The 22416-nt window shown below is 46.3% G+C and carries 15 protein-coding genes; 10 read left to right on the plus strand and 5 right to left on the minus strand.

Annotated elements, in window-relative coordinates; translation table 11 throughout:
- Window positions 1-18: 18 nt before the first annotated feature.
- From frr to DW657_RS06830, 3 genes are read left to right on the plus strand one after another with little or no spacing between them, the layout of a single operon-like run.
- A complete protein-coding gene (gene frr / locus DW657_RS06820; RefSeq protein ID WP_118311908.1) occupies window positions 19-579 on the plus strand; it encodes a ribosome recycling factor in 561 nt (186 codons plus the stop codon).
- A gap of 43 nt (window positions 580-622) precedes the next feature.
- Entirely contained in the window at window positions 623-1555 is a 933-nt protein-coding gene (gene rsgA / locus DW657_RS06825; protein WP_089544857.1) for a ribosome small subunit-dependent GTPase A, read from the plus strand.
- A gap of 37 nt (window positions 1556-1592) precedes the next feature.
- Window positions 1593-2513 carry an AraC family transcriptional regulator gene (locus tag DW657_RS06830; RefSeq protein WP_118311909.1) on the plus strand — a complete coding sequence of 307 codons (921 nt, stop codon included), beginning with the start codon at window positions 1593-1595 and terminating at the stop codon, window positions 2511-2513.
- Between the two features lie 64 nt (window positions 2514-2577).
- On the opposite strand, the gene DW657_RS06835 is transcribed toward DW657_RS06830, so the two are convergent.
- Window positions 2578-3093: a TlpA disulfide reductase family protein gene (locus DW657_RS06835; RefSeq protein WP_117661452.1), complete on the minus strand. Its 516-nt coding sequence runs from the start codon at window positions 3091-3093 to the stop codon at window positions 2578-2580.
- A 363-nt stretch (window positions 3094-3456) separates the two neighbouring features.
- On the opposite strand from DW657_RS06835, the gene DW657_RS06840 reads away from it, so the two are divergent.
- The 6 genes from DW657_RS06840 (at window position 3457) to DW657_RS06870 (ending at window position 11876) form a co-directional block, all read left to right on the plus strand.
- Window positions 3457-3876 carry a hypothetical protein gene (locus DW657_RS06840; protein WP_147381897.1) on the plus strand — a complete coding sequence of 140 codons (420 nt, stop codon included), beginning with the start codon at window positions 3457-3459 and terminating at the stop codon, window positions 3874-3876.
- A 322-nt stretch (window positions 3877-4198) separates the two neighbouring features.
- On the plus strand, window positions 4199-4393 hold the full coding sequence (locus DW657_RS06850) for a hypothetical protein (protein ID WP_118311912.1): 195 nt from the start codon (window positions 4199-4201) through the stop codon (window positions 4391-4393).
- 163 nt (window positions 4394-4556) lie between these two features.
- Window positions 4557-5432, plus strand: coding sequence for a hypothetical protein (locus DW657_RS06855; RefSeq protein WP_147381898.1), 876 nt, complete (start codon window positions 4557-4559; stop codon window positions 5430-5432).
- Between the two features lie 746 nt (window positions 5433-6178).
- On the plus strand, window positions 6179-8335 hold the full coding sequence (locus DW657_RS06860) for a hypothetical protein (protein ID WP_147381899.1): 2157 nt from the start codon (window positions 6179-6181) through the stop codon (window positions 8333-8335).
- Between the two features lie 6 nt (window positions 8336-8341).
- Complete coding sequence (locus DW657_RS06865) at window positions 8342-11482, plus strand: RHS repeat-associated core domain-containing protein (protein WP_158577327.1); 3141 nt, start codon at window positions 8342-8344, stop codon at window positions 11480-11482.
- Window positions 11469-11876, plus strand: a complete 408-nt coding sequence (locus DW657_RS06870; RefSeq protein WP_158577328.1) for a hypothetical protein — start codon at window positions 11469-11471, stop codon at window positions 11874-11876. Before DW657_RS06865 ends, DW657_RS06870 begins: the two co-directional genes overlap by 14 nt.
- 35 nt (window positions 11877-11911) lie before the next feature.
- Here DW657_RS06870 and DW657_RS06875 read toward each other — a convergent pair whose 3' ends face one another.
- The 4 genes from DW657_RS06875 to DW657_RS06890 are packed head-to-tail and all read right to left on the minus strand — an operon-like array spanning window position 11912 to window position 19089.
- Window positions 11912-12157: a hypothetical protein gene (locus tag DW657_RS06875; RefSeq protein ID WP_118311917.1), complete on the minus strand. Its 246-nt coding sequence runs from the start codon at window positions 12155-12157 to the stop codon at window positions 11912-11914.
- A complete protein-coding gene (locus DW657_RS06880) occupies window positions 12142-14616 on the minus strand; it encodes a glycoside hydrolase family 127 protein (protein WP_118311918.1) in 2475 nt (824 codons plus the stop codon). Before DW657_RS06880 ends, DW657_RS06875 begins: the two co-directional genes overlap by 16 nt.
- 11 nt (window positions 14617-14627) lie before the next feature.
- Entirely contained in the window at window positions 14628-17081 is a 2454-nt protein-coding gene (locus DW657_RS06885) for a family 43 glycosylhydrolase (RefSeq protein ID WP_118311919.1), read from the minus strand.
- A 22-nt stretch (window positions 17082-17103) separates the two neighbouring features.
- Window positions 17104-19089: a glycoside hydrolase family 97 protein gene (locus tag DW657_RS06890; protein WP_118311920.1), complete on the minus strand. Its 1986-nt coding sequence runs from the start codon at window positions 19087-19089 to the stop codon at window positions 17104-17106.
- Between the two features lie 278 nt (window positions 19090-19367).
- On the opposite strand from DW657_RS06890, the gene DW657_RS06895 reads away from it, so the two are divergent.
- Window positions 19368-22268: a beta-L-arabinofuranosidase domain-containing protein gene (locus DW657_RS06895; protein WP_118311921.1), complete on the plus strand. Its 2901-nt coding sequence runs from the start codon at window positions 19368-19370 to the stop codon at window positions 22266-22268.
- Window positions 22269-22416: the final 148 nt, after the last annotated feature.

Here is a 22416-nt window from a genome sequence, read left to right on the forward strand (position 1 = left end):
AAAAAATATATACAGACTATGATCGACGTAAAAGAAACTTTGAATTCAGCAGCAGAGCGTATGGAGATGGCAGCAATGTATCTCGCAGAAGAGCTCTCTCATGTTCGTGCAGGTCGTGCTAATGTGGCTATCCTCGACGGCGTGCGTGTTAACAGCTATGGCAGTATGGTTCCATTGAACCAGGTGGCTACCGTAACCACTCCTGATGCCCGCACCATCGCCATCCGCCCTTGGGACAAGAAGGCTATCAAGGATATCGAGAAGGCTATCATGGACAGCGGAGTGGGTATCACACCGGAGAACAACGGTGAGATTGTACGTCTCGGTATCCCTCAGCCTACCGGTGAGCGCCGTAAGGAGCTGGTCAAGCAATGCAACAAGATTGCTGAGCGTGCCAAGATTGAGGTTCGCAACGTGCGTCAGGAAATCAAGGAGAAGCTGAAGAAGGCTATCAAGGATGGTCTTTCAGAGGACTTGGAGAAGGATGCAGAGAACGATTTGCAGAAGCTTCACGATAAGTACATCAAGCAGCTCGAAAGTTTGATGGACGAGAAGGAAAAGGAAATCATGACAGTCTAGAAAGACGTCATGTTTTTCAGACTTACATTATTAATATGTGATAATGAGAGGACTCGTTATTAAGAATACAGGCAGCTGGTACACCGTCAAGACTGACGATGGCCAGCTGATTGAAAGTAAAATCAAGGGCAATTTCCGATTAAAGGGCATCCGCAGCACCAATCCTGTGGCGGTGGGCGACTATGTGCAGCTCATCACCAACCAGGAGGGCACGGCGTTCATCTCTTCCATCGAAGACCGCCAGAACTATATTATCCGTAAATCACCCAACCTCAGCAAGCAGAGTCACATCCTTGCGGCTAATCTCGATCAGGCACTGCTTGTGGTTACTGTGAATTACCCTGAGACTTCCACCACCTTCATCGACAGATTCCTGGCTGGAGCCGAGGCATACAGAGTGCCCGTCATCATCGTGTTCAACAAGTGCGACCTTCTAACCGAAGAAGAGCTGCGCTACGAGAAAATGATGCGCACCCTCTATGAGACCATTGGTTACCAGTGTGTAGAGATTTCGGCTGCTACCGGTGAGGGCGTAGATGAGTTGCGTCCGCTCATCCGAGACAAGAAGTCGCTGCTCAGCGGCAACAGTGGCGTAGGCAAGTCAACCCTCATCAACCAGCTCATTCCGGATGCCGGACAGCGCACCGCCGAAATCAGCGAGGCGCATAACAGCGGTATGCATACCACCACCTTCAGCGAGATGCTGGAACTGCCGGAAGGAGGCTATCTCATTGATACTCCGGGCATCAAGGGCTTCGGTACCTTTGATATCGAGAAGGAGGAACTCACCAGCTATTTCAAGGAAATTTTCAAGTTTTCGCAGAATTGCAAGTTCTCCGACTGTACCCACACCCACGAACCGGGCTGTGCCGTCATCAAGGCTGTGGAGGAGCATTATATTGCTGCCAGCCGCTATCAGAGCTATCTCTCTATGCTCGAAGATAAGGACGAGAATAAGTATCGTGAGGCATTCTAGAAACCATGGTTTCCGGAGTGGATATAAAATAAAAATTATGGCAAAACAGGAACTGAAGGATTTTAAACAGCGCGTAGAGGAAGGCGAATTTGCACAGAGCGCAGAGATTTCTGCCAGTTATCTCGACGAAGACATCCTGATCATAGACAATGTCAAGGTGTTGCAGAATCCAGACCCCGTGAGATTGCAGATGAACATGGTTGCATCCTGCTTGCGTGGCAGTCTGAAAGTAGAGTATAATGGCAATATCCTCTTGGTAGAGAAGGGCGATATCTTTATCTGTCCTCCCAACTCTACACTCGACATCGTGGAAGTGTCGGGCGATTTTGCGTGCACGGCGATGTGTGTGAGCAATCACGGCATGCTGAATATCCTTCGTTCTCATATTTCGGTATGGAATCGGGCGATGTATGTGAGCAAGGTGTCTGTGCTGAAGATGAACGAGGTGGATATGGTATTCTATGCCAAGTTCACCGATCTGGTGCGTCTGTGCCTGGATCCGTCGTTCTGCGAGCGCACTTCGTGGAAGCCTTATCGCCGAGAGATTGTGGAGACGCTCTTGAAGAGTGCGCTCCTGGCGGTGAGCAACATGCTGCTGGAGGATATGCCGAAGGAGGAGCTGAATTCCAGTTCTAGCGAACTTTTCGATCAGTTCCTGGAGCTGTTGCAGCAGGCGGAGGTGAAGCATCAGCCGGTGGAGAATTTCGCCCGCAAGCTCTGCATCACTCCGAAGTATCTCTCCATCATCTGCAAGCGCCATTCGGGCAAGACGGCGATAGAGTGGATTACGGAATATACGCTTGCCGACATCACTTATTTCCTCCGTTCCACCTCGAAGACCATCAAGGAGATTTCGGGCATTCTTGGTTTCTCCAACACATCTTTCTTTGGCAAGTATGTGAGAGAGCATCTCCACATGTCGCCATTGAAATATCGTGAAAGTTTGAGGAAGAAATAGCGTTTTGCTATGCTATCTCAAGAAAAATGGCAACCGGAAATAATTCGGTTGCCATTTTTCTTTCTTACTTCTCTGGGAAGATTTCTGCCAGTTTCTTTGCCATGCGCTCTGCGAGTACGGTGGTATATACTACCTTGCCCTCTGGGTTGATGAGATACATGGTAGGGAGCCATGAAATCTTGTAATCCTTGGAAATCTGGGTTTCCTTCCACTTCTTGAACTCGCTGTACTGCTCCCATTCCACGCCGTTTGCCTGGGTGTAGTTGTCGAGCTTCTGCTTGTCGGTATCCATGGATACACCGATGAACTTGGCACGGGTGCCGTACTTTTGGAACATCTCCTTGACGGTAGGAATCTCTCTGCGGCAATCAGGACACCAGGTAGCCCAGAAATCCAATACCGTCCATGTTCCCTTCTTGAGAGCAGGGAAGGCTGGGGCCTCTGTTCCTACAGCCAGGAGATTCTTGGCATAGAGTACATCCACATCCTGTGGGTTCTGGGCTGTTGTTGCGCTGCCCTGAGCGCTGGCTCCGATGACAGATGCTGCCATGAGGAGCAAAGAGAATATTGCTTTTTTCATTTTTCTTTGTATTTAAAAACTGCTGCAAAGATACGGATATTTTTTTGAATTCGCTATCGGATGAAAGAAAAAATGCCGGGTGCATCTTGAAAAAGATGGCCCGGCATTGTTTCTTAGGGTGGAGCTGGAGGGAATCGATCCCTCGTCTGCACAAGAAAACCATATGCATTCTACATGCTTATTCCTGCCTTCAATTTTCGAGGTATGGCAAGATCTGGAGCACCAACAATACCGATTAAGCACGTTTTCTGCTAAAAAAGTGTAAAAAAGCAACAAGAGAGTAACAAGGTTATCGATTTTTCTTTAAATTTGTGGTGCAGTAAGATGTTTATCTTTTATTTAAAGCCAAAAACCTTAGTGCTTATGGAAAGATATTATATTAAAATACTGCTTGGATCATCTTTGCTTCTTGTTTCCAAGCTCTCATTGGCTCAAACCGCCAACTATATCAAGACATCAACCTACCTTGATGCCTCAGGTATTTCTCGTGCCATAAGTGCGGATTATTGCAATGGCATTGGAAAGAAGATAGCTTCTGTTTCAAGTACGACGGATTACATAGGCTCTTATATCTTAAAGAACGGAAGTTTGGACAAACTTCTGTTCGATGGTGGCTATTGTACATTTAGCGGAAATACACCGCAGTTCCATTATTATAGCCTCGACCACTTAGGCAATGTTCGAGTTGTGGCAAATGAGAGTGGAGCGTTGGAACAAGCCATCCACTATTATCCCTTTGGTGGCATTTTCGGTGATTTTGAAAAATTTTGGATACATATATAAACAATGTATATGGAAAAAATGCTTTAGAAAACCTTTTTAAGCATGAGTCATCTGAGGCTGTTATAAAGAAAACTTTAATGAAATGGTTAAACGAGTATAGGGAATATGAAAACAAATAACATTCTTACATTTTTACTAATTAGCATTTTTATCCTTGCGAGCTGTAGAGATAATAAAATGTATTTTGATGAGCAATCTCAAAGCTTAGTATCTCTAAATGACTACAAATTGCGTAATTTGTTATTTTTTAACAAAACAAAAGATATTTATTATTCTATTGAACTAAAGGAAAATAGCTCCGATAAACTATGTTTGAAAAAAAATGAAATATGGTGAGGTGTTTTATGAGGAAAATGACAGTCTTGTTCCTTATGAAAATATCCTACAAATCTTTTTCCCTTCTTGCAAGTTTAAAATAATTAATTTCACGGAGGGTGATGCTGCTCCATATATAATTTTTCTAGAGACAGATTCTCTTGGATATTTAAGAGAAGTTAAAAACGAAAATATAGATTGATATGAAATGTAGTTTATTAATAATTCTGCTTTTGATTTGCATGTTGACTAAGGCAGGAGTACAAGATTCAAGTATGCAGGTTGTTCGCTTGAACTATGAGCAAGTGTTGGTCTCTCCTTTAGACTTGTCCGAGGGAAAGGGACATCTATGGAATCTCTGCAATATGGACAAGCTTAAAACATTGTCTTATGAGAGAATCTTCAGAAATGATTCAACTATAGTCGATGTTTTTGACGGCAGCATATATAAATATAAGGAGAATGGTTCTTGCTTGGAACTGTTGCGTAGTGAACAGCCGACTTGGTGGCTAGCTTACTCTTCTCCAATATCCATGTGTGAGGGACGAGCTGACCTATGGCAGTCTGATAGTTGTACATTCTCTTCGAGAGGTGTTTACAGTGGCAAGTATGCAATAAACCAGGCAGGAAAGTACATATGTTCTGTTGTAGCAGCGGGAACCTTGGTTTTATCAGAGGAGGATACTTTGCAAAATGTTTTTCTTCAGCACGAGCAACTATCTTCGGATATGTTGGTTTACAATGACTCTGCCATAAGTTCCACTCCTGCTAGAATGAGTTGTATGGAAGAAAACTACCAATGGAAAATAGTAGGATTTCCATTTCCTCTATTGTTGTCTAAAAAACAGACGGTTTTGCAAGATGGTCAAATCGTTTCCCAAGACCGCAAGTTTTTAGTGTTGCGCCTCTCTCCCAACATAAATGAAGAGATAGCCAAGGTGCAAAAGCAGAATGCAAGTGGAGTGGAGGATGGGCATAAATATCGGGTAATTTCGGAATGCGATATTTCTTGTGATGAGAATAACCAAGTCAAGGTAACTTTAGGTGTGAAGCAGTTTTCGCAGGCTACCGTCATTGTATCTACCTTGAGTGGAATGTTGTTGCGTAGGAAAACTTGGCAGTGTCAGTCCTCGCTGCAAAACGAAATCTTGGTCGATTGCTCAGGTTTCTCTCTCGGTCAATATACCATAAGTATAGAGGTCGGTGGCGATATGGTTAGTAAAAAGTTTGTAGTTAAATAGATAAGGAGAAAAATATGAAAACTCTTTTGGCGTATATTGTATTAATCAGCGTGGCGCTGATGTGTCCTGTGCTTTCTTCGGCAAGTGATAACGATGATGTTATTGTTATAGACACATTGTCTTCTGATCGAATAGCAACTTATGATAATGGTGTATTCGATCCATATAGCATTAACAAGCCCAATGTGACATTGCCTTCTCCAGAAGCTCAGAAACTTGGTGAATATAATGGGTATCCCGTGTCTCCAGCCACGGGACTGGTTGACATCAATATTCCTCTTTTTAATTTGGATTTCTTTAAACTGTCCCTGCCTTTCAACTTGACTTACCATTCCTCTGGCATCAGAATCCAAGACGAACCAGGGATGGTTGGCTATGGCTGGACTCTTCAACCTGGCTATCGCATTTCACGCATTGTTATGGGAAAGCCAGACGATGTATCATGTCGTATAACGCAAGAAATTGTAGGCAATGTTGGTGTTAACAGTCCTCTGACTACGAAGATTCAAAGTGCAGTCCCTGCATCTGTCTGTGACAATGGTGGAAGCGGTTATGATTTTGACACTGTGCGCTATGATGTACAACCTGACATTTTTAGCATAAGTATTCCTAAAGTATCAGCTAGTTTTATACTAGAGAATACAGGTTTCAGTTATTCTGTAAAAATGCTAAACTCATGCGCTTTGAAGATTATGCCTCTTCAAATACTACGTAATCGCGAATTAACATTACTTGGCTTTAAAGTGTTGGATGACCAAGGTAATGTATATTACTTTGGCAGCGAAGAATACAGTGGTCGCCAAAGACTCGATTATGAGGAATATACCAATACAGAAATGTTACCAGCCGTATCAAGTTGGATGTTGCGGAAAATAGAGTCACCTCAGGGTAACACCACTTTCAGGTACGCTGATTATACATACAACTCATCTTTTGTTCAGGAATGTGGTACCTTGCTAGATAATGGCACCAGCAGTGGACATAGTGGTGTCATGGACTACAAGGACTTGACTAACAACCAGTCTTATAGCGTATCCTACTATAACGAACATCCTGCGACTTACAATGTCAAGTTATTGAGTGGCATAGACAATCCTATGTTTTCTTGCAGCTTTGCTTATACTAATGGCGTAATTGCTTCTATCACAATAAAAAACAAGGACGTGTCTCCTACAATAGTCAAGCAGATTTCGTTTGTTCATGGCTCAGACAATAAGTTCTTAGACCGCCTGTTCGTGTCAGGTGAAGGTTATTATGACTTTACTTACAACCGTCAAGATGGTGATACCAAGCCAAAGGCAATAGATTGGTGGGGGTATTTCAATGGTACAATAAACCAAACTAGTAATCTTCCATCAGTTTCGTTGGACTTGGTGAAAAAAGAAGTATCTAATGGCACATCAGCCAAATTTAGCTTTGGGCATGCAGCCAATCGTGAGTCGAAAGAAAGTTGTATGGTGGCAAAGTCTTTGATAAAGATAAAATATCCCACAGGTGGCATCTATACCATAAATTATGAGGCAAACAAGGATGATGCTGGTAACATTCGTGGTGGATTGCGTGTAAAATCAACAGAGAACTACGATCCTGTTCAAAATACTACGACAGTGAAATCATATACATATTCAGAACCTCATTTCTTCTCTTCGTTGAATGACTTTAAGAATCTCATAACCACGACAAAGTTATGTTACGCCAAACATTTTGTTATTTCAGGAACTCTACCTATGGGGGTAAGCTATAATACAGTTCGTTGCCGAAATATCAGTACGTTCTCATCAGTCATCAACATGAGTAGCACTCCTGTGTACTATGGTAAGGTACAAGAGACGGTGAATGGACATATAACCACCTATCATTATACTTACAATGGTGATGTTTTGAGTTATAGTTTGACAAGCTTGGGTGGTGATGTCAAGGGATACTACCCAACGACTATCAATCATTGTGTGAATACGGAACCTTTGTTGGTACAAGAGGAAACAAGTAGCATAGATGGTAATATCTTGATAAGAAAAGACTACCAGTATGAGACATTTGCCCCTGTCACTTATATTGGTAGGTATGTAGTTCCATACCTCCATTATGTGCAAGTTCCAGGCTCTTCCTGCGATGGCAACTCAAATGCTTTGCAAATCATCGTCAACAGCACCACTTACGCAAGTTACTTTGGAGAACCTTTTGCCTTTGGTACTTACTACCTTTATGGTGGTATTAACAATCTTGTGTCCACAGCCACCACCACTTATACACCGCAAGGCTCTATCGTACAAAAGGAACAGTTGGGTTACAAGTCTTCTTATCCATATCTCCTGGCCGACAAGACGCAAAGTGATAGCAGGAATGGAAGTTATACGGAAAGGTATTATTATCCGTTTGAGCTCTCTTCCATCCGAGGTAAGGCTGCACTTACAAGTGAAGAACAAAACGGTATCCAGTCTTTGCAGAATGGTAACATGGTATCTTCAATAATAGAGCAAGACCTCGTGCATGCAAATTCCTCAGGTAATGAAAAAACAATTTGGAGTAAACTTTACGGCTATAAAATGCTACGGTCGAATCTTGTAGTGCCAACCTCTGTGTTCCTAAGCAAGGGAACTGGTGCTTTTGTCAACAAGATTAAGTTTGGAAATTATGATACGAATGGAAATCCTACAACCATCATATACAATGTCGTAAACACGACCACTGTAACATGGAACGGCATGTATCCAGCTTCAGTGAAAGAAGGTTCTCAGACTACCTTATATAACTATAATCCTTATGTCGGTCTTTTGAGAGTGACAAAGCCAAATGGGGAAGTGGAAAGCTACAAGTATGATGATGAGCAACGCCTTCAAGAAGTAGGCAACATGGATGGCAAGACCGTTCTCAAGTTCGATTATTACAGGTTAAATAAATAGATGCTTATGAAGAAGAAGTATAATCTGTTGTTCGGGATATTACTTTTTGTCCCAAAGCTGTCATTGTCCCAAACTGCCAACTATATCAAGACATCAACCTACCTTGATGCCTCTGGCCGTTTTTGTGCCATAAGTACGGATTATTACAATGGCATAGGTAAGAAGATAGTTGCGGCGTCAAGTACGACAGCAGGAGGTTACACCCATACTCTAGCAGTTTATGGCAACGAAGGCCGATTATTGGAGGCATGGCAGCCTGTTGGATATTCCACTGAGAGCTATCAGCCAACCAACTCAATCTCCTCTTCCGCCAAGTCGTTCTATTCCGACCCATCGCCTTACACTCGCTATGAGTATGATGCGCTAGGTAGAGTGATAGGACAGACTGGTCCTGGTGACACTTGGTATAAGATGGGTAAGAAAATTAAAAAGTCTTATATTTCAAACTCAGCCAACTCCGTGATTTGCTATGAGGCTCCCACCGAGAGCAACAGTCTAGTGGAAAATGGTTGCTATAAGTCTGCCAGCCTCTTCTGCGAGGAAACAAAAGATGAGGATGGGCATACCTTGCAAGTGTTCATAGACTTGCAAGGTCGGAAGGTCTTGGAGCGCAGAGAAGGCAATAACGACACATATTATGTATATAATGATTATGGTGAACTGAGGTTTGTTCTTCCCCCAGGTTATCAGGATGGTGGGATGGTGGATAGCGATGCCTATGAGTATCGCTACGACGATCGTGGCAGAATGTTTTATAAGAAAGTGCCAGGCTGTGATTATGTGAGCTATGCGTATGACAAGGGCGACCGCCTCGCCAAGATTCAGGACGGTGTATTGCGTTCCAAGGGGCTATGGCGATTCATGCTCTATGATGATGTCTCCCGTCTTTGTCTTCAGGGTACCTGCACATCCTTCGACCTAGGCAATCGCTCGGCAACGGTAAGCTTCTCGGCTTCTCTAAGTGGCTTGTGTAATACAGGATATACGTTATTGGAATCAAGCGCATTGAGCAATGCAACCTTGGAAGTTGTTTATTATTATGACACCTACGACTTTCTGTCCTCTCCCCTGTTGAAGGGTTGCAACAATATCAGCCAACTTTCCAAGAGTGGGTCTGTCTCTGCCATAGGTTTGCTGACCGGCAGTGTGTCAAAGGCAACCGATGGTGGCAATCTTTATGAGGTGTTGTATTATGACAAGTTTGGTCAGGTGGTGGATTCTCACCGCTCCTATCCGGGTGGTCACTTCCTTGCTACCACGACAAGCTATACTTTCACGAAAAAGCCAAGTACAATTACGACTAGTGTCCAATATAAAGGAATGACTACCAGCAGCACTTTGAGCTATGTATATGACAATTATGCAGACCAACTTCAGAGCGTGACGCTTTCTAGCGGAGGCAAGAGCCAAACGGTCGCACAATATGGCTATGATGCTGTTGGCAGGAATACCAGCAAGTCAAGACCTTCCTCCGTTGGCACAGAGAGTTATGCCTATAATGTTCGTAACTGGCTCACGGAAATATCCTCTCACCTTTTCACCGAGAAGCTATATTATGTGGATGGTGCGGCAACTCCATGCTATAATGGTAATATAGCTCGCCAGCAATGGAAGACAGGCAATGAAACTATGCTTCGTGGGTATGACTTTAAGTACGATGTCTTGAACCGTCTAATTTCTGCTACTTATGGCGAAGGAGCTTCCTTGTCGGACAACAAGAATCTCTATGATGAGAGCATAGGAAAGTACAATGCCAATGGATCAATCCTGTCCTTGCATCGCAATGGCAAGATGAATAGTGGCAGCTTCGGCCTAATAGACAATCTGAGCTATATCTTGGATGGCAATCGCCCGATAAAAATCTCGGACTCGGCAACAGCCTTGGCTTATAGCGGTAGTTTTGATTTCAAGGACAATGCAAACCAAAGCGTAGAATATACCTATGATGCAAATGGTTCTATGACCAAGGATGCGAACAAGGGCTTGTTCATCACTTACGACAATAACAACATACCGAAGTTAATGGACTTCGGGAAAGGAAAAACTATCAGTTACAACTTCTCTGCCTTGGGAGAGAAGCTGCAAGTGAAGCATGTGCTTTCCGGAACGACAAGTACGACGGATTACATAGGCTCTTATATCTTAAAGAACGGAAGTTTGGACAAACTTCTGTTCGATGGTGGCTATTGTACATTTAGCGGAAATACACCGCAGTTCCATTATTATAGCCTCGACCACTTAGGCAATGTTCGAGTAGTGGCAAATGAGGGTGGGGCGTTGGAGCAAGCCGTCCATTATTATCCCTTTGGTGCCATTTTTGGTGATGTTGATACAAATGAAGACCTGCAATTATACAAGTACAATAGTAAGGAGCTAGACCGTATGCACGGATTGGATTGGTATGACTATGGTGCAAGAATGTATGATGCTGCTATAGGGTATTGGAATGGAGTGGATAAATTGAATGAAAAATATTATCCGTATGGACAATATGCTTACTGTTTAAACAATCCACTGATAGCAATAGATATAGACGGATTGTATCCTAAGTTTTTGCTTAAATTTCATAAAGCAGGATTCTTTAGATCTGACTATTATACATTAAGACCATCTGCAGCATATTTGCTTTCAGAAATATCAGGGGTAAATAGTGAGTATATTAAAAATGTAAATATAATAAAACGTGGTTTTGGCAAATATATACCACTATACGATACGAATCAGGGCGGTGGTGCCATAACATTGGGGGATGGTCCATATTCTGCTGCGATTTATTTGACAGAGAATTATTTTGAAGATAATCCTACGGCATATAACAACAATGGTTATGGTCAAGATCTTTATAATTGGATAGGGCTGTTAAGCCATGAAGTGAAACATTTAGACCATATCAAGAACAGCAATGGAAAAGGAAGATATATTCTAAGTTTTGGCTTAGATTATCTAAGATATGGACATGATAATACACCTAGAGAAAAAGAAGCGATTAATAAGTTTAATAGTTTTAAAAGCTTTTGGAAATACGTGAACAAAAACTATGGGAAAAATGCTTTGGAAAAATTATTTCAAAACGAACAGTCTGAAACACTTATAATAGAAACTTTAAAACAATGGCTATATGAGTATAGAGAAAATGAAAAGAAATAGTTATATATCAATATTGATAGGAGCATGTCTTTGGGAGAGTTGCCAAAATAATCAGATGTATTTTGATGAGCCTACCCAATGTTTGGTGTCTGCTGATGGCTATGATTTACGATGGGTTTATGTTGATAATGACACACAAAACATGTCTTATTTGATTTATCGTAAAGGTCGACATAAAAGCACATTAAATCTTCATAAAATTAAATATGGAGAACTGTTTTACACGAAAAATGATAGTCTTGTACCTCAACATTTGCTACATTATGTTTATGCACCTAATTGCCATTATGAAGTGATAAATGCTACGGAGGGAGATGCCACTCCATGCCGTATTTTTCTAGCAACAGATTCTGTGGGTCACTTTAGAGAAATTCAAAACGAAAATATTGAATGATATGATGTATAAGTTATCCAGAAGTCAAGCACCGTCTATGTGCCTTTCTTGAGGGCTGGGAAGTCAGGCGTCAAGATGCGGATATTTTTTGAAATCGCTATCGGATGAAAGAAAAAAATGCCGGGCGCATCTTGAAAAAGATGGCTCGGCATGGTTTTGGGGAAGCTTTCCTGTTCTAGGGGGGACCAAGCGATGGAATCGCTTGGAACGGAGGCAAGCTTGCTGCTTGCTGCCCCCTTGCTCCTTGCTTCTTTGCTTTTTCTTCTTACTTCACACTCCATTCGAAGAGACCGCAGGAATGGGTTTCCGGCTGTTTCAGTTCGAGCTTCACAGCCTTGGTCTTCACTGGGTCGAAATTCACGATGCAGGCTACACCACGCTTGCATGGATAAGCATCGGCTCCTGGAACTTCCTTCCAGTTGCCTGCCTCGTCCTGATAGTAGAGTTTCCAGCTGTCTGGCACCTTGCAACCGCCCCATGGCTGGTCGTCGTACCAATATACGGTGCTGGTCTTGATCTCCTTGCTCTCAGGGAAGGTGTAGGTAATCCACTCTGTAGTGTTCTTCTTAGGCCACCAGTGGATGTATGGGATAGAGCGGTCATTCTCATCGGCAGGAACCAGTCCGTCGGTAATGCTGCTCTTTGCTGGCACTGGAGAAGAGAATTCTACCTTAGCCTGTGCGGCGAGAGTTGCAGGAGCTGATGGCTTTGCTGCTTTGACATCCTGTGGTAACCATACCTTCATGTTGCCGTTGCCACGATGAGCCCAGGCGAAATATGGGATGAGGGTCAGAGTCTGGTCCTTGGTACTCAGCTTGCCGCTCTTGTCGTAGGCGAGGGTCTGCACGTTCTCGGTCAAGGTCTCCATGTTCTGACCCTTGTAGAGTGTCAGTACATTTTTGTATTTTGAGTCAATGAAGCCATCGTAAGAGAGCTTGCCCTCAGCGAACTGAGGTTCGCGGTTCTCCAGGATGCTCATGATGTCGAAGCCCTGGTTGTCTGGCCACTCTGCGCAATATACGATAGGACCACGCTCGATGCTGATACAGCCACGGTCTGCCTCTACCTTATTGTTGGCACGTACGGTGCGCGCCTCCATATCGAAGTGAATGCGAACCACATCGCCCTTCTTCCACTTGCGGTTGATGGTATAATAGCCATCCTCGGTCACCTTACCCTCTACTTTCTTGCCGTTTACGGTGATGGTATAGCCCAGTCGCTTGCCGTCGCTGTAGTAGTAGAGATCAGATGGTACAGGCTGACCCTTCACCCATCCAGGGATGCGGATCTTCATGCCAAACTGACCAGCCTTGTTGTCATCCACCTTGATAGCGATATCTCCGTTCCAAGGGTACTGTGTATCCTGGCTCAGGGAAACCTTCTTGCCGGCTACCTTCAGAGAAGAAGAGTTGCTGAGGAAGAGGTTGACATATACATTCTTATCCTTTACGGCATATACATAGCCCGGGAGGGATGGCAGGAAGCGGCAGATGTTGCTAGGGCAGCAGGCACAGCCGAACCAAGCCTGACGCTGATGCTGCCCCATGCTCTCCAATGGGTTAGGGTAGAAGAAGCCGCCGCCGTCCATGCTCACACCACTGATGAGACCATTGTAGAGAGTACGCTCCAAAACATCGTAATACTTGCTCTCGCCATGGAGGAGGAAGAGACGGTAGTTGACATAAACATTACCGATGGCAGCACAAGTCTCGCAGTAAGCACTCATGTTTGGCAGATAATAGTTAGGTCCGAAAGCCTCACCATTGTTAGTGGCTCCGATACCGCCAGTGATATAGAGTTTCTTGCTTACGATGTTGTCCCAGATGCGGTCGATGGCGTGGATATAAGCGGTATCGCCAGTGAGGGCGGCTACATCTGCCATGCCGGCATACATATAGGTGGCACGTACGGCATGTCCCACAGCCTCATCCTGCTCCAATACAGGTTTGTGGCTCTGTGAGTATTCTGTCTGAATCTTGGTCTTGCCACGATAGTCGAGGAAGAACTTAGCCTCGTCCAGGTATTTCTTGTTGCCAGTGGCGAGATAGAGTTTGCAGAGAGCCATCTCTGCTATCTGGTGTCCTGGTACCACGCAAGCCTGACCTGCCTTAGGACCTACCTCCTTAACCACGCAGTCGGCATAGCGGATGGCGATATCGAGGAACTTGCGGCTACCTGTAGCCTGCCAGTGAGCCACGGCACCCTCCACCATATGGCCGAGGTTGTAGAGCTCATGGCTCAAGTCTTCCTCCATGCTCCATCGAGTGTCGCCAGCCCAGAAGTGAGGATGCTTTGGGTTTTGGGTGCGGGCTGTGTAGAGATATCCATCAGGCTCCTGAGCCTTACCGATGATGTTGAGCACACTGTCGATATAAGCCTTGAGTTTCTGGTCTGGATAGGTCTGGAGCATGTAGCTAGCGCCCTCGATAGTCTTGTATGGGTCGGTATCATCGAAGCTGTAAGGCATCAGCTTGCCCACGTCGTAACTGTCGCTAGGGTGAGCGGCGCGCTCAAAGTTCTTGTATCTGCCCTCTGTCTCGCACTTGCTGAAAGCCAGTGGGATGGTTACCTTGCGAGAGGTCTCGATACGCTGTCCCCAGAACGAGTTGTTCCAAACCTTCACTGAGGTGAAAGGCACCGGTGTGATAGGGTAGCCCCCCGAACTCTTGTTTACCTTCTGTGCCGAAGCAGGCATCAATGCCAATGCCGCCAAGGCTGATGTCATCAAAATCTTTTTCATGTATTGCTAGTTTATTTTGTTTGTTTTTTGTAAGGGATGTATTCATCCCAGAGTTTCAATGAGTGCAGATAGCCGGAGAATGGCCATGCCTCTTCGGCGTTCTTGCCCAGCAGCATAAACTGCGATGGCTTGACGAGAAGCTGAATATCCTTCTGGCTGATGAGCTTGTCGTTGATGTAGATGCTTTCGATTCTGCCATCGAAGCAGACATATACGTGCTGCCACTTGTCTTCCAGGGTCTTCATCTCCTTGTAGCCGGCATCCTCGTACCATCCATAGTGATTCATCACACCGCAGCGTGGTTCGGTGCCGTTTACCAGCATCAGCTTCTCCAGTTCATCGTGCGAAGAGGTGAAATCGGCTACGCATTCATTCTCGGCAATCTCCGGATTCAGAATCCATGCCTCGATGGTGTATGGAGCGTTGTCGCGGATGGTGGCAGGGAGCATGAAGTTGCTTCTGTAACTCTCCTTGCCGGTAAAGGCGAATGCCTTCTTGCCCTCTATGGTCTTGATGATGGCTGCAGTATTGTGCTGCGTCTCAAACTCGCCCTTGAGGTGAACATCCAGCGGACTGCCGTTCTTGATGTAAGGTATGGTATCGCCCTCGTTGTAGTAGTCAGCGCTGATATCTACCACCAGTCCCTGACAGTTCTTGTCGGCTACTGCCTCACGCACGATGTTGCTCTGGGCATCGAAAGCCTTTTCAGCAGCCTCCTGTTCCCAGTTATAATAACGGAGATTGGTGAGGATAAATTGCTTTTCGCCTGAACTAATTTCCAGTTTTCCTTCAGAAAGATTCAGACGAGGATCGTTTTCATCTATCTGATGCCAGCTTCCGTTGTCGAAAGCCTGGGCGGTGAGGGTGTGCTTGCGTGCCTTGTTGAGCTGCGGATGAGTCATCGCCAGCTGGGCACCCGGTTGCAGGGTGATGGCATCTTTGCCAGCCATACGCTCTCTGAGGGCGGTGCCCTGAAGAAGTGAGAACTTGCCGGCGAGCATTCCTTCGTTGTTATGCCAGTTAGTGCCATCGAAATCAGCTGCTGTCAGACCGAGCCACTGCTGTGGGGCAGAATCTTCTACGGAACCGTAAACCTTGATGTTCCAGATGGCGCCACCGAAACCGTTCTTCTGTCCACCGGTATAGGTGAGACGGATGTACTGTGCCTTGGCATTTCCGAAATCTACCATTGGCGAACCAGCCAGACGGTTCTGTCGCTTGTCGGAGAAGGTCTGCCAGTGCTTGCCATCATTCGATGTCTCGATGAGATACTGATAGAACTGTGTTCCGTATTCAAACTGAGTCCATATGCTCTTGATGCTCTGCTTCTTGCCCAGGTCTATCTGAATCCAAGCCGGTCCGGTGGTGCGAGGACGCCAGAGTGTGCCGTTGTTGTCATCAACCGCATATTCCGGACGGAAATCATTGTCATAATAAGAGGATGCGGTAACTTTGGCACCGAAGGCGAGGTTCTTAGCCACCTTCATCTCCGGTTTCAGATCGAGACCTTCGTGGGTTGGAACGACCTCCTTGATGGTGCCGTCGGCATTGAATTCGAGTTTGTCGATTGCTACCTGGCGATGGAATCCACGGTTAGAGTGCGGATTGTCGTGGCGATGATATACGATGTAGTAGTTGTCGCCTTCCTGCAATACCGAGTTATGCCCCGGTCCGTGTACAGTACCATCGGCATTGGTCTTGAGGATAGTGCCGTGGTAGGTATAAGGACCGAGTGGGTGCTGAGCTGTGGCATAGTCTACACGATAACTGGCATCCTCGCAATGCTCGCAGGAGTAGAGGAAGTAGTAGATGCCGTTGCGCTTGAAGACGAAAGGAGCCTCGAAGAAGTGAGTAACCTCGGTGTTCGGGATGAGCTTGGTTTCGCTGAACGATTTCATGTCAGGATTCAGCTTACCTGCTCCGCAACCGAAGCCTTTGTAGATGCCCCAGGTGCCCCAATACATATAGACCGAACCATCATCATCTCGGAAGGTCTGACCATCCAGGGTGATGGCATTCTTCACAAATCTATCCGGTACGAGCACGGCTTCGCTCTCGCCCAGCACATTCTTCCAAGGACCGCGAGGGGTATCGCCCACACCCAGATGGAGCTTGCAAGGCTGGCAGTAGAGATAGTAATACTTGCCGTCGGCTTCGTTCTGCATGACATCCGGTGCCCAGATCCAGTGACTGTCCGGCCAGTTCATCGGCATCAGGGTCCAGTTCTTGAAATCCTTGCTGCACCAGAGCTGTGCCGGTCCGAAACCGGCTCCGCTACCATCGGTAGTAGCATATATATAATAGGTGTCGCCAAACTTCTTGATGGTTGGGTCGGCAAAATAACCAGGCAGGATAGGGTTGCCTGCTCCCGGAGTGTTGTAGGCAGCCTTTTGGGCAGAACCCGTCTGAGGTGCTGCCACGGCTGCTGTTACGAACAGTGTTACAATTATATTTTTATTAACCATAAAGCTTTTTTTTATATAATGTTTATTTCTTGATAACCTTGATGACGAATCCACCGCCCGAAGCAAGATGAATCTTCATTTCCGATTTCTGATTGATAATGGAGTTCTCTATCTTGTAATCCTCGGCATCGTGGTTGGCATTGATGCCATCCTTCAATACGATTGCTTCGTAATCTCCATCTGCGAGGAAATCAAACTTCAGGGTGAGCGTGCGCTCATCCCAGTTGCTCTGACCGCCAACATACCAGTCGTTGCCCTTCTTTCTGGCGGTAACGATATACTTTCCGATTTCGCCCTGTGGCACGATGGTCTTGTCGAAGACTACAGGCAATGAAGCGATGTATCGGGTGTATGGCTCATCCGCCTCGTAGTTGGTAGGAGTGTCGGCGAGCATCGTAAACGGACTGTCCTGTACGATGTAGCAGGCAGCCTGGTGGCATCGGGTACCCATCGAAATCGGTTTGGTGTAGATTGCCTTCCAGTTGTCACGGGTTCCGTTTCTCATCGCTCCCGGTGTGAAATCCACCTGTCCTGCCATCATTCGGATGTATGGGAAGGTGACGTCGTAGAGCGGCATATCATTCTTGGCTTCCGTCCAGCGGCACTCTTCCATACCGAAAACACTCTCGTAGTTGAGGATGTTGGGATAGGTGCGGTTCAAGCCGTGTGGCTTGTAGATGCCGTGCAGGTCGAGGATGAGATGATGTTTGGCGGTGCAGGCAGCCAGGCGTTCCACCATTTCGATGGCGGTCTGGTCGTCGCGGTCCATGAAATCCACCTTGAATCCCTTGATGCCCATATCGGCATATGTCTTGCAGATGGTTTCCAGGTTCTCGTCCATCACGTTGAAGACTGCCCATAGCACGATATCCACGCCCTTGCTCTTACCATATTCTATGAGCTTAGGCAACTGGATATCGTCTATTGGTTTCAGAATGCTTCCCTCTTTCGAGTTGTACCATCCTTCATCGAGGACGATGTATTCCAAACCGTGATTATGAGCAAAATCTATGTAATATTTGTAAGTTTCGAAATTGATGCCCGCCTTGAAGTCCACACCTTTCAGATTCCAGTCGTTCCACCAGTCCCAAGCCACCTTGCCCGGTTTGATCCAGGAAGTATCGCCTATCTTGTTGGGAGCAGCCAGGGCGTACACCAGGTTGTTGGTTGGCATCTGGGTATCGTGCTCTGTGATGGCGAAGATGCGCCAAGGATAATTGCGCTTGCCGGTGCTGGTTGCGATGTAATCGCAGGTGCTCTTTACGTGGCTCATGTGGCGCCAAGGATAGTAAGCCATCTCCTTAGGGTAGGGAGCGAAGGCGGCTCTCAGAATTCCTTTCTCCTGATCCTCTTTGCTGCTGTTAGCCTTCAGCCACATGCCAGGATAGCTCTGCAGGTCGCTTTCCAGGATGGTGACCTTTGCCTTTCCGCAATCTATGGTAGCTGGCAGGAAGGCTAAATCCTGCTTAGCGGTATCGAGCTGAGTCTCGTGATAGATATTCTGGAAAGCCATGGCAAAAGGCTTTTCTGGAGTCGTGGTGTAAGGCAGCCATGCCTTTCGGTCCTTGCCGAACTGGTAGGCGGCAGTTTCATTCAGGATGATGGTCTTGCCTTTTCGCTGGGTGTAGAAGCGGTAGGCAACTCCCTCATCATAAGCTCTCAGGATGATGCCGAAACCGTTCTTCAGTTTCAGGTTCAGCTCCTGATAGCTGGTTTCGATGCTTGGCTGGCGATAGAATGGCGCCTGGATGTTCTCCCGGTGGTTGGAGATTTTTCGGCTCGCAACCTTCGGGTTTCTGCCCAAGTCCATTCCATCGCTCAGCACTACACCTATTGAAGACTCCTGCAAGAGCTTGGAGCCGTTGTATTTAAAATTTAATGAGAGAGCTTTGTCAGTGCTCAGTTCAGCCACAATCTTTCCGTCAGGCGATTTCACCTGATAGCTTTCTGCTGATGCCGTAGCCCCTATATATAATAAGGTGGCGATGAAGAAGAGTTTCTTTACCATAACTTTCTAGGTTTATTTTGTTTTGTCTTTTTTGTTATTTGATTATTCAGAGAAACGTTTTTGCCTTTTCGGCGAATCTCTTTCGTTTCTGCTGCAAAATTACTAAGAGAATCGGGTATTTGATGGAAATAAAGTCCAAAAGACTGCAAAAATCGTATCAGAGGGGTGCAACTAGACGATTTTGTTATCTTTGTGCACGATACTTTTACGACAGCACGTTTTTTTTCTGTTATTTTGCAGCCAGAAAATTAAACGAAACAAAAATAAACCTAGAAGATATGGATTTAAAGCAGTTTACATTATTGATAGGTGTAGCCAGTTTGCCATCCTTGGCAACGGCAGCCACTGTTTATCGCACCATCTCCAAGGTGGCTGCGGTAACAGTGGATTGTCCGGAGGGCACAGCTCCCCGACTTCCTAATCTCGTATGGGTAACCTATTCTGATGGTTACTCAGAATATCGGCAGGTGCGCTGGGCTAACTCTCCGCTTGCTGATGAACAGGCTGAGGCTGATGCGCAGAAGCATCCTGCGGGAAGCCTATATGAGATAGGTGGTTTTGTGATTGGTGATGAGACTACCGACAATGGTTATCCTGTCAAGGCACAGATCAAGGTGGTGGCAGGAGGCTATCAGACTCCTGAAAAGGAAGTGGCTCATACCTTCTCGCTCGCTGATGTGAGCATAGATGGTGACAACCGACTCACCCACAACCGCGATGAGGCTATCCGCGAAATCTGTTCCTGGGATGTTACCCAGCAACTCTACAATTATCGCGATACCTACGGACTCAGTACCGAGGGCTATACCAAGAGTGATGGCTGGGATTCGCCGGATACCAAACTCAAGGGTCATGGATCAGGTCACTATATGTCGGCTATCGCACAGGCATACGCCGTGGCAACTAACCCAGAGCAGAAAGCCATCCTCCGCCAAAACATCACCCGAATGGTGAACGAGTTGCGACAGTATCAGGAGATGACCTTCGTATATAATAAGGAACTGAAGCGCAACTGGGAGGCTCGTGATTTCGCTCCTGAGGCAGAACTCAGAGAGATGAAGGGCACCTGGGCTGCCTTTGATGAGTATAAGAAGCACCCTGAACTGTATGGTTACGGTTACATCAACGCTATTCCGGCTCAGCATTGCGCCCTGATAGAAATGTATCGTGCCTACAACAACTCCGATTGGGTTTGGGCACCTTATTACAGCGTACACAAGCAGCTTGCCGGTCTGATAGACATTGCAACCTACTTTGATGATAAGGAAATCTGCGATAAGGCACTCCTCATCGCCAAGGATATGGGACTCTGGGTATGGAACCGCATGCACTACCGCACTTACGTGAAACAGGACGGCACCCAGGATGAGCGCAGAGCCAAGCCGGGCAACCGCTACGAGATGTGGGACATGTACATCGCCGGTGAGGTGGGAGGTATGAGTGAATCGCTCTCCCGTCTTTCAGAGATGGTTTCCAATCCGGATGAAAAGGCAAAACTCCTCGAGGCAGCCAACTGTTTCGACGCACCTAAGTTCTATGATCCGCTGAGCAAGAACATCGATGACATCCGCACCCGCCATGCCAACCAGCATATTCCGATGATTATCGGAGCGCTGCGCAGTTACAAGAGCAATCAGAAGCCATATTATTATAATCTGGCACAGAACTTCTGGAGTCTGGTGCAGGGCAGATACATGTATGCGATGGGTGGTGTAGGCAACGGAGAGATGTTCCGCCAGCCATATACCCAGATTCTGAGCATGGCAACCAACGGACTGCAGGAAGGCGAATCTGAGGCTTATCCGGATATCAACGAAACCTGCTGCGCGTATAACCTCGTCAAACTGAGCAAGGATCTGAACTGTTATAACCCTGATAATGCACAGTATCTCGACTATATCGAGCGCACGCTGTATAATCAGATTATCGGTTCGCTCAATCCGGACCAGTATCAAACCTGCTATCAGTATGCAGTAGGTCTGAATGCCACCAAGCCGTTCGGCAACGAGACTCCTCAGAGCTCTTGCTGCGGTGGTACAGGTTCTGAAAACCATACCAAGTACCAGCAGTCGGCTTATTTTGCCAACGATCATACCCTCTGGGTGGGACTCTATATGCCAACCACCCTCCACTGGAAGGAGAAGGGTGTGACCATCAAGCAGGATTGCCTGTGGCCGGCACAGCATTCAGCCATCAAGATAACGGAAGGCGAGGGTAATTTCACCCTGAAACTCCGTGTGCCATACTGGGCAACTCAAGGTTTCTCCATCAAGGTGAACGGCAAGGAAGTGGCAAAGAGCTATCAGCCTAGCACCTATGTAGACCTGGAGCAGAAGCACTGGAAGGTGGGCGATGTCGTGGAAATCGACATGCCGTTCAGCAAGCATATCGAATATGGTGCCGACAAGCTTTCGAGCGATGTGGCAAGTATGGACGGTACTCCGCTGAAGACATCCTGGGTAGGAACCCTGATGTACGGACCATTGGTGATGGCGGGTACAGGCGCACAGACCTGGAACCAGGCTACGCTGAACATAGACTCCAAGTTGAGTAATATCACCGTGGGCGAATCGAACGGCGTGACAACAGGTGCAGGAGCCAATCTCCTTACCCTGAAGCTGGATGGTAAGGAATTCCAGCCTGATTATTACCGCAACGCCAACAGTACCCACTACTACCGCATCAACCTGACCGATGCCAAGAGCAAGAAGAGCAAGAAGGTGAAGATAGATTTCAGTGAATTGAATTCTCTCCTGAATCTTGCCGCAGAGCGCAAGGCTGACCAGGAGAAGTGGAATGCCCTCTCTCAGAAGGTTCCGGAGTATGCTCCATGGGCACCGTTCGGATATGAGCGCATGCAGAAGGTAATGGCTCAGGCACAGGAGCTGGTGGCAAAGGGCAAGAAGAAGGTAACCCAGGACGAACTGGAAGGTACTACAGCCATCCTGAACCGTGCCATCAACACGATGCGCCCTGGCAACCTTGCCGAGATGGAAGACCTCCGAGAACTCTCCGGTCTGCTTCGCCGTGCCGGTTGGCCGGATGACAACACCAGCGAGGAACTTAAGGACGCTATCAGTTATGGCAGAATGGTTCAGAAATACGTGACCGACGGAAGTGGAACCCACGACATGATTCATGCCGCTGTGGGAAAACTGAAGAAGGCGATGAAACAATAAAGACATTGAAACAACAAAACAAATAAGCATTAAAGACAACAAAGACATCATTTAGAATAAACAACATTTAAGAGTAGCAAAATCGGCTAAAAGACGAAAATATCGTCTAAATCGCCAGGTTTGGACGATATTTTCACTCTTTTAGACG

The sequence above is a fragment of the Prevotella sp. AM23-5 genome (genome assembly GCF_003473645.1).
Taxonomy (GTDB): domain Bacteria; phylum Bacteroidota; class Bacteroidia; order Bacteroidales; family Bacteroidaceae; genus Prevotella; species Prevotella copri_A.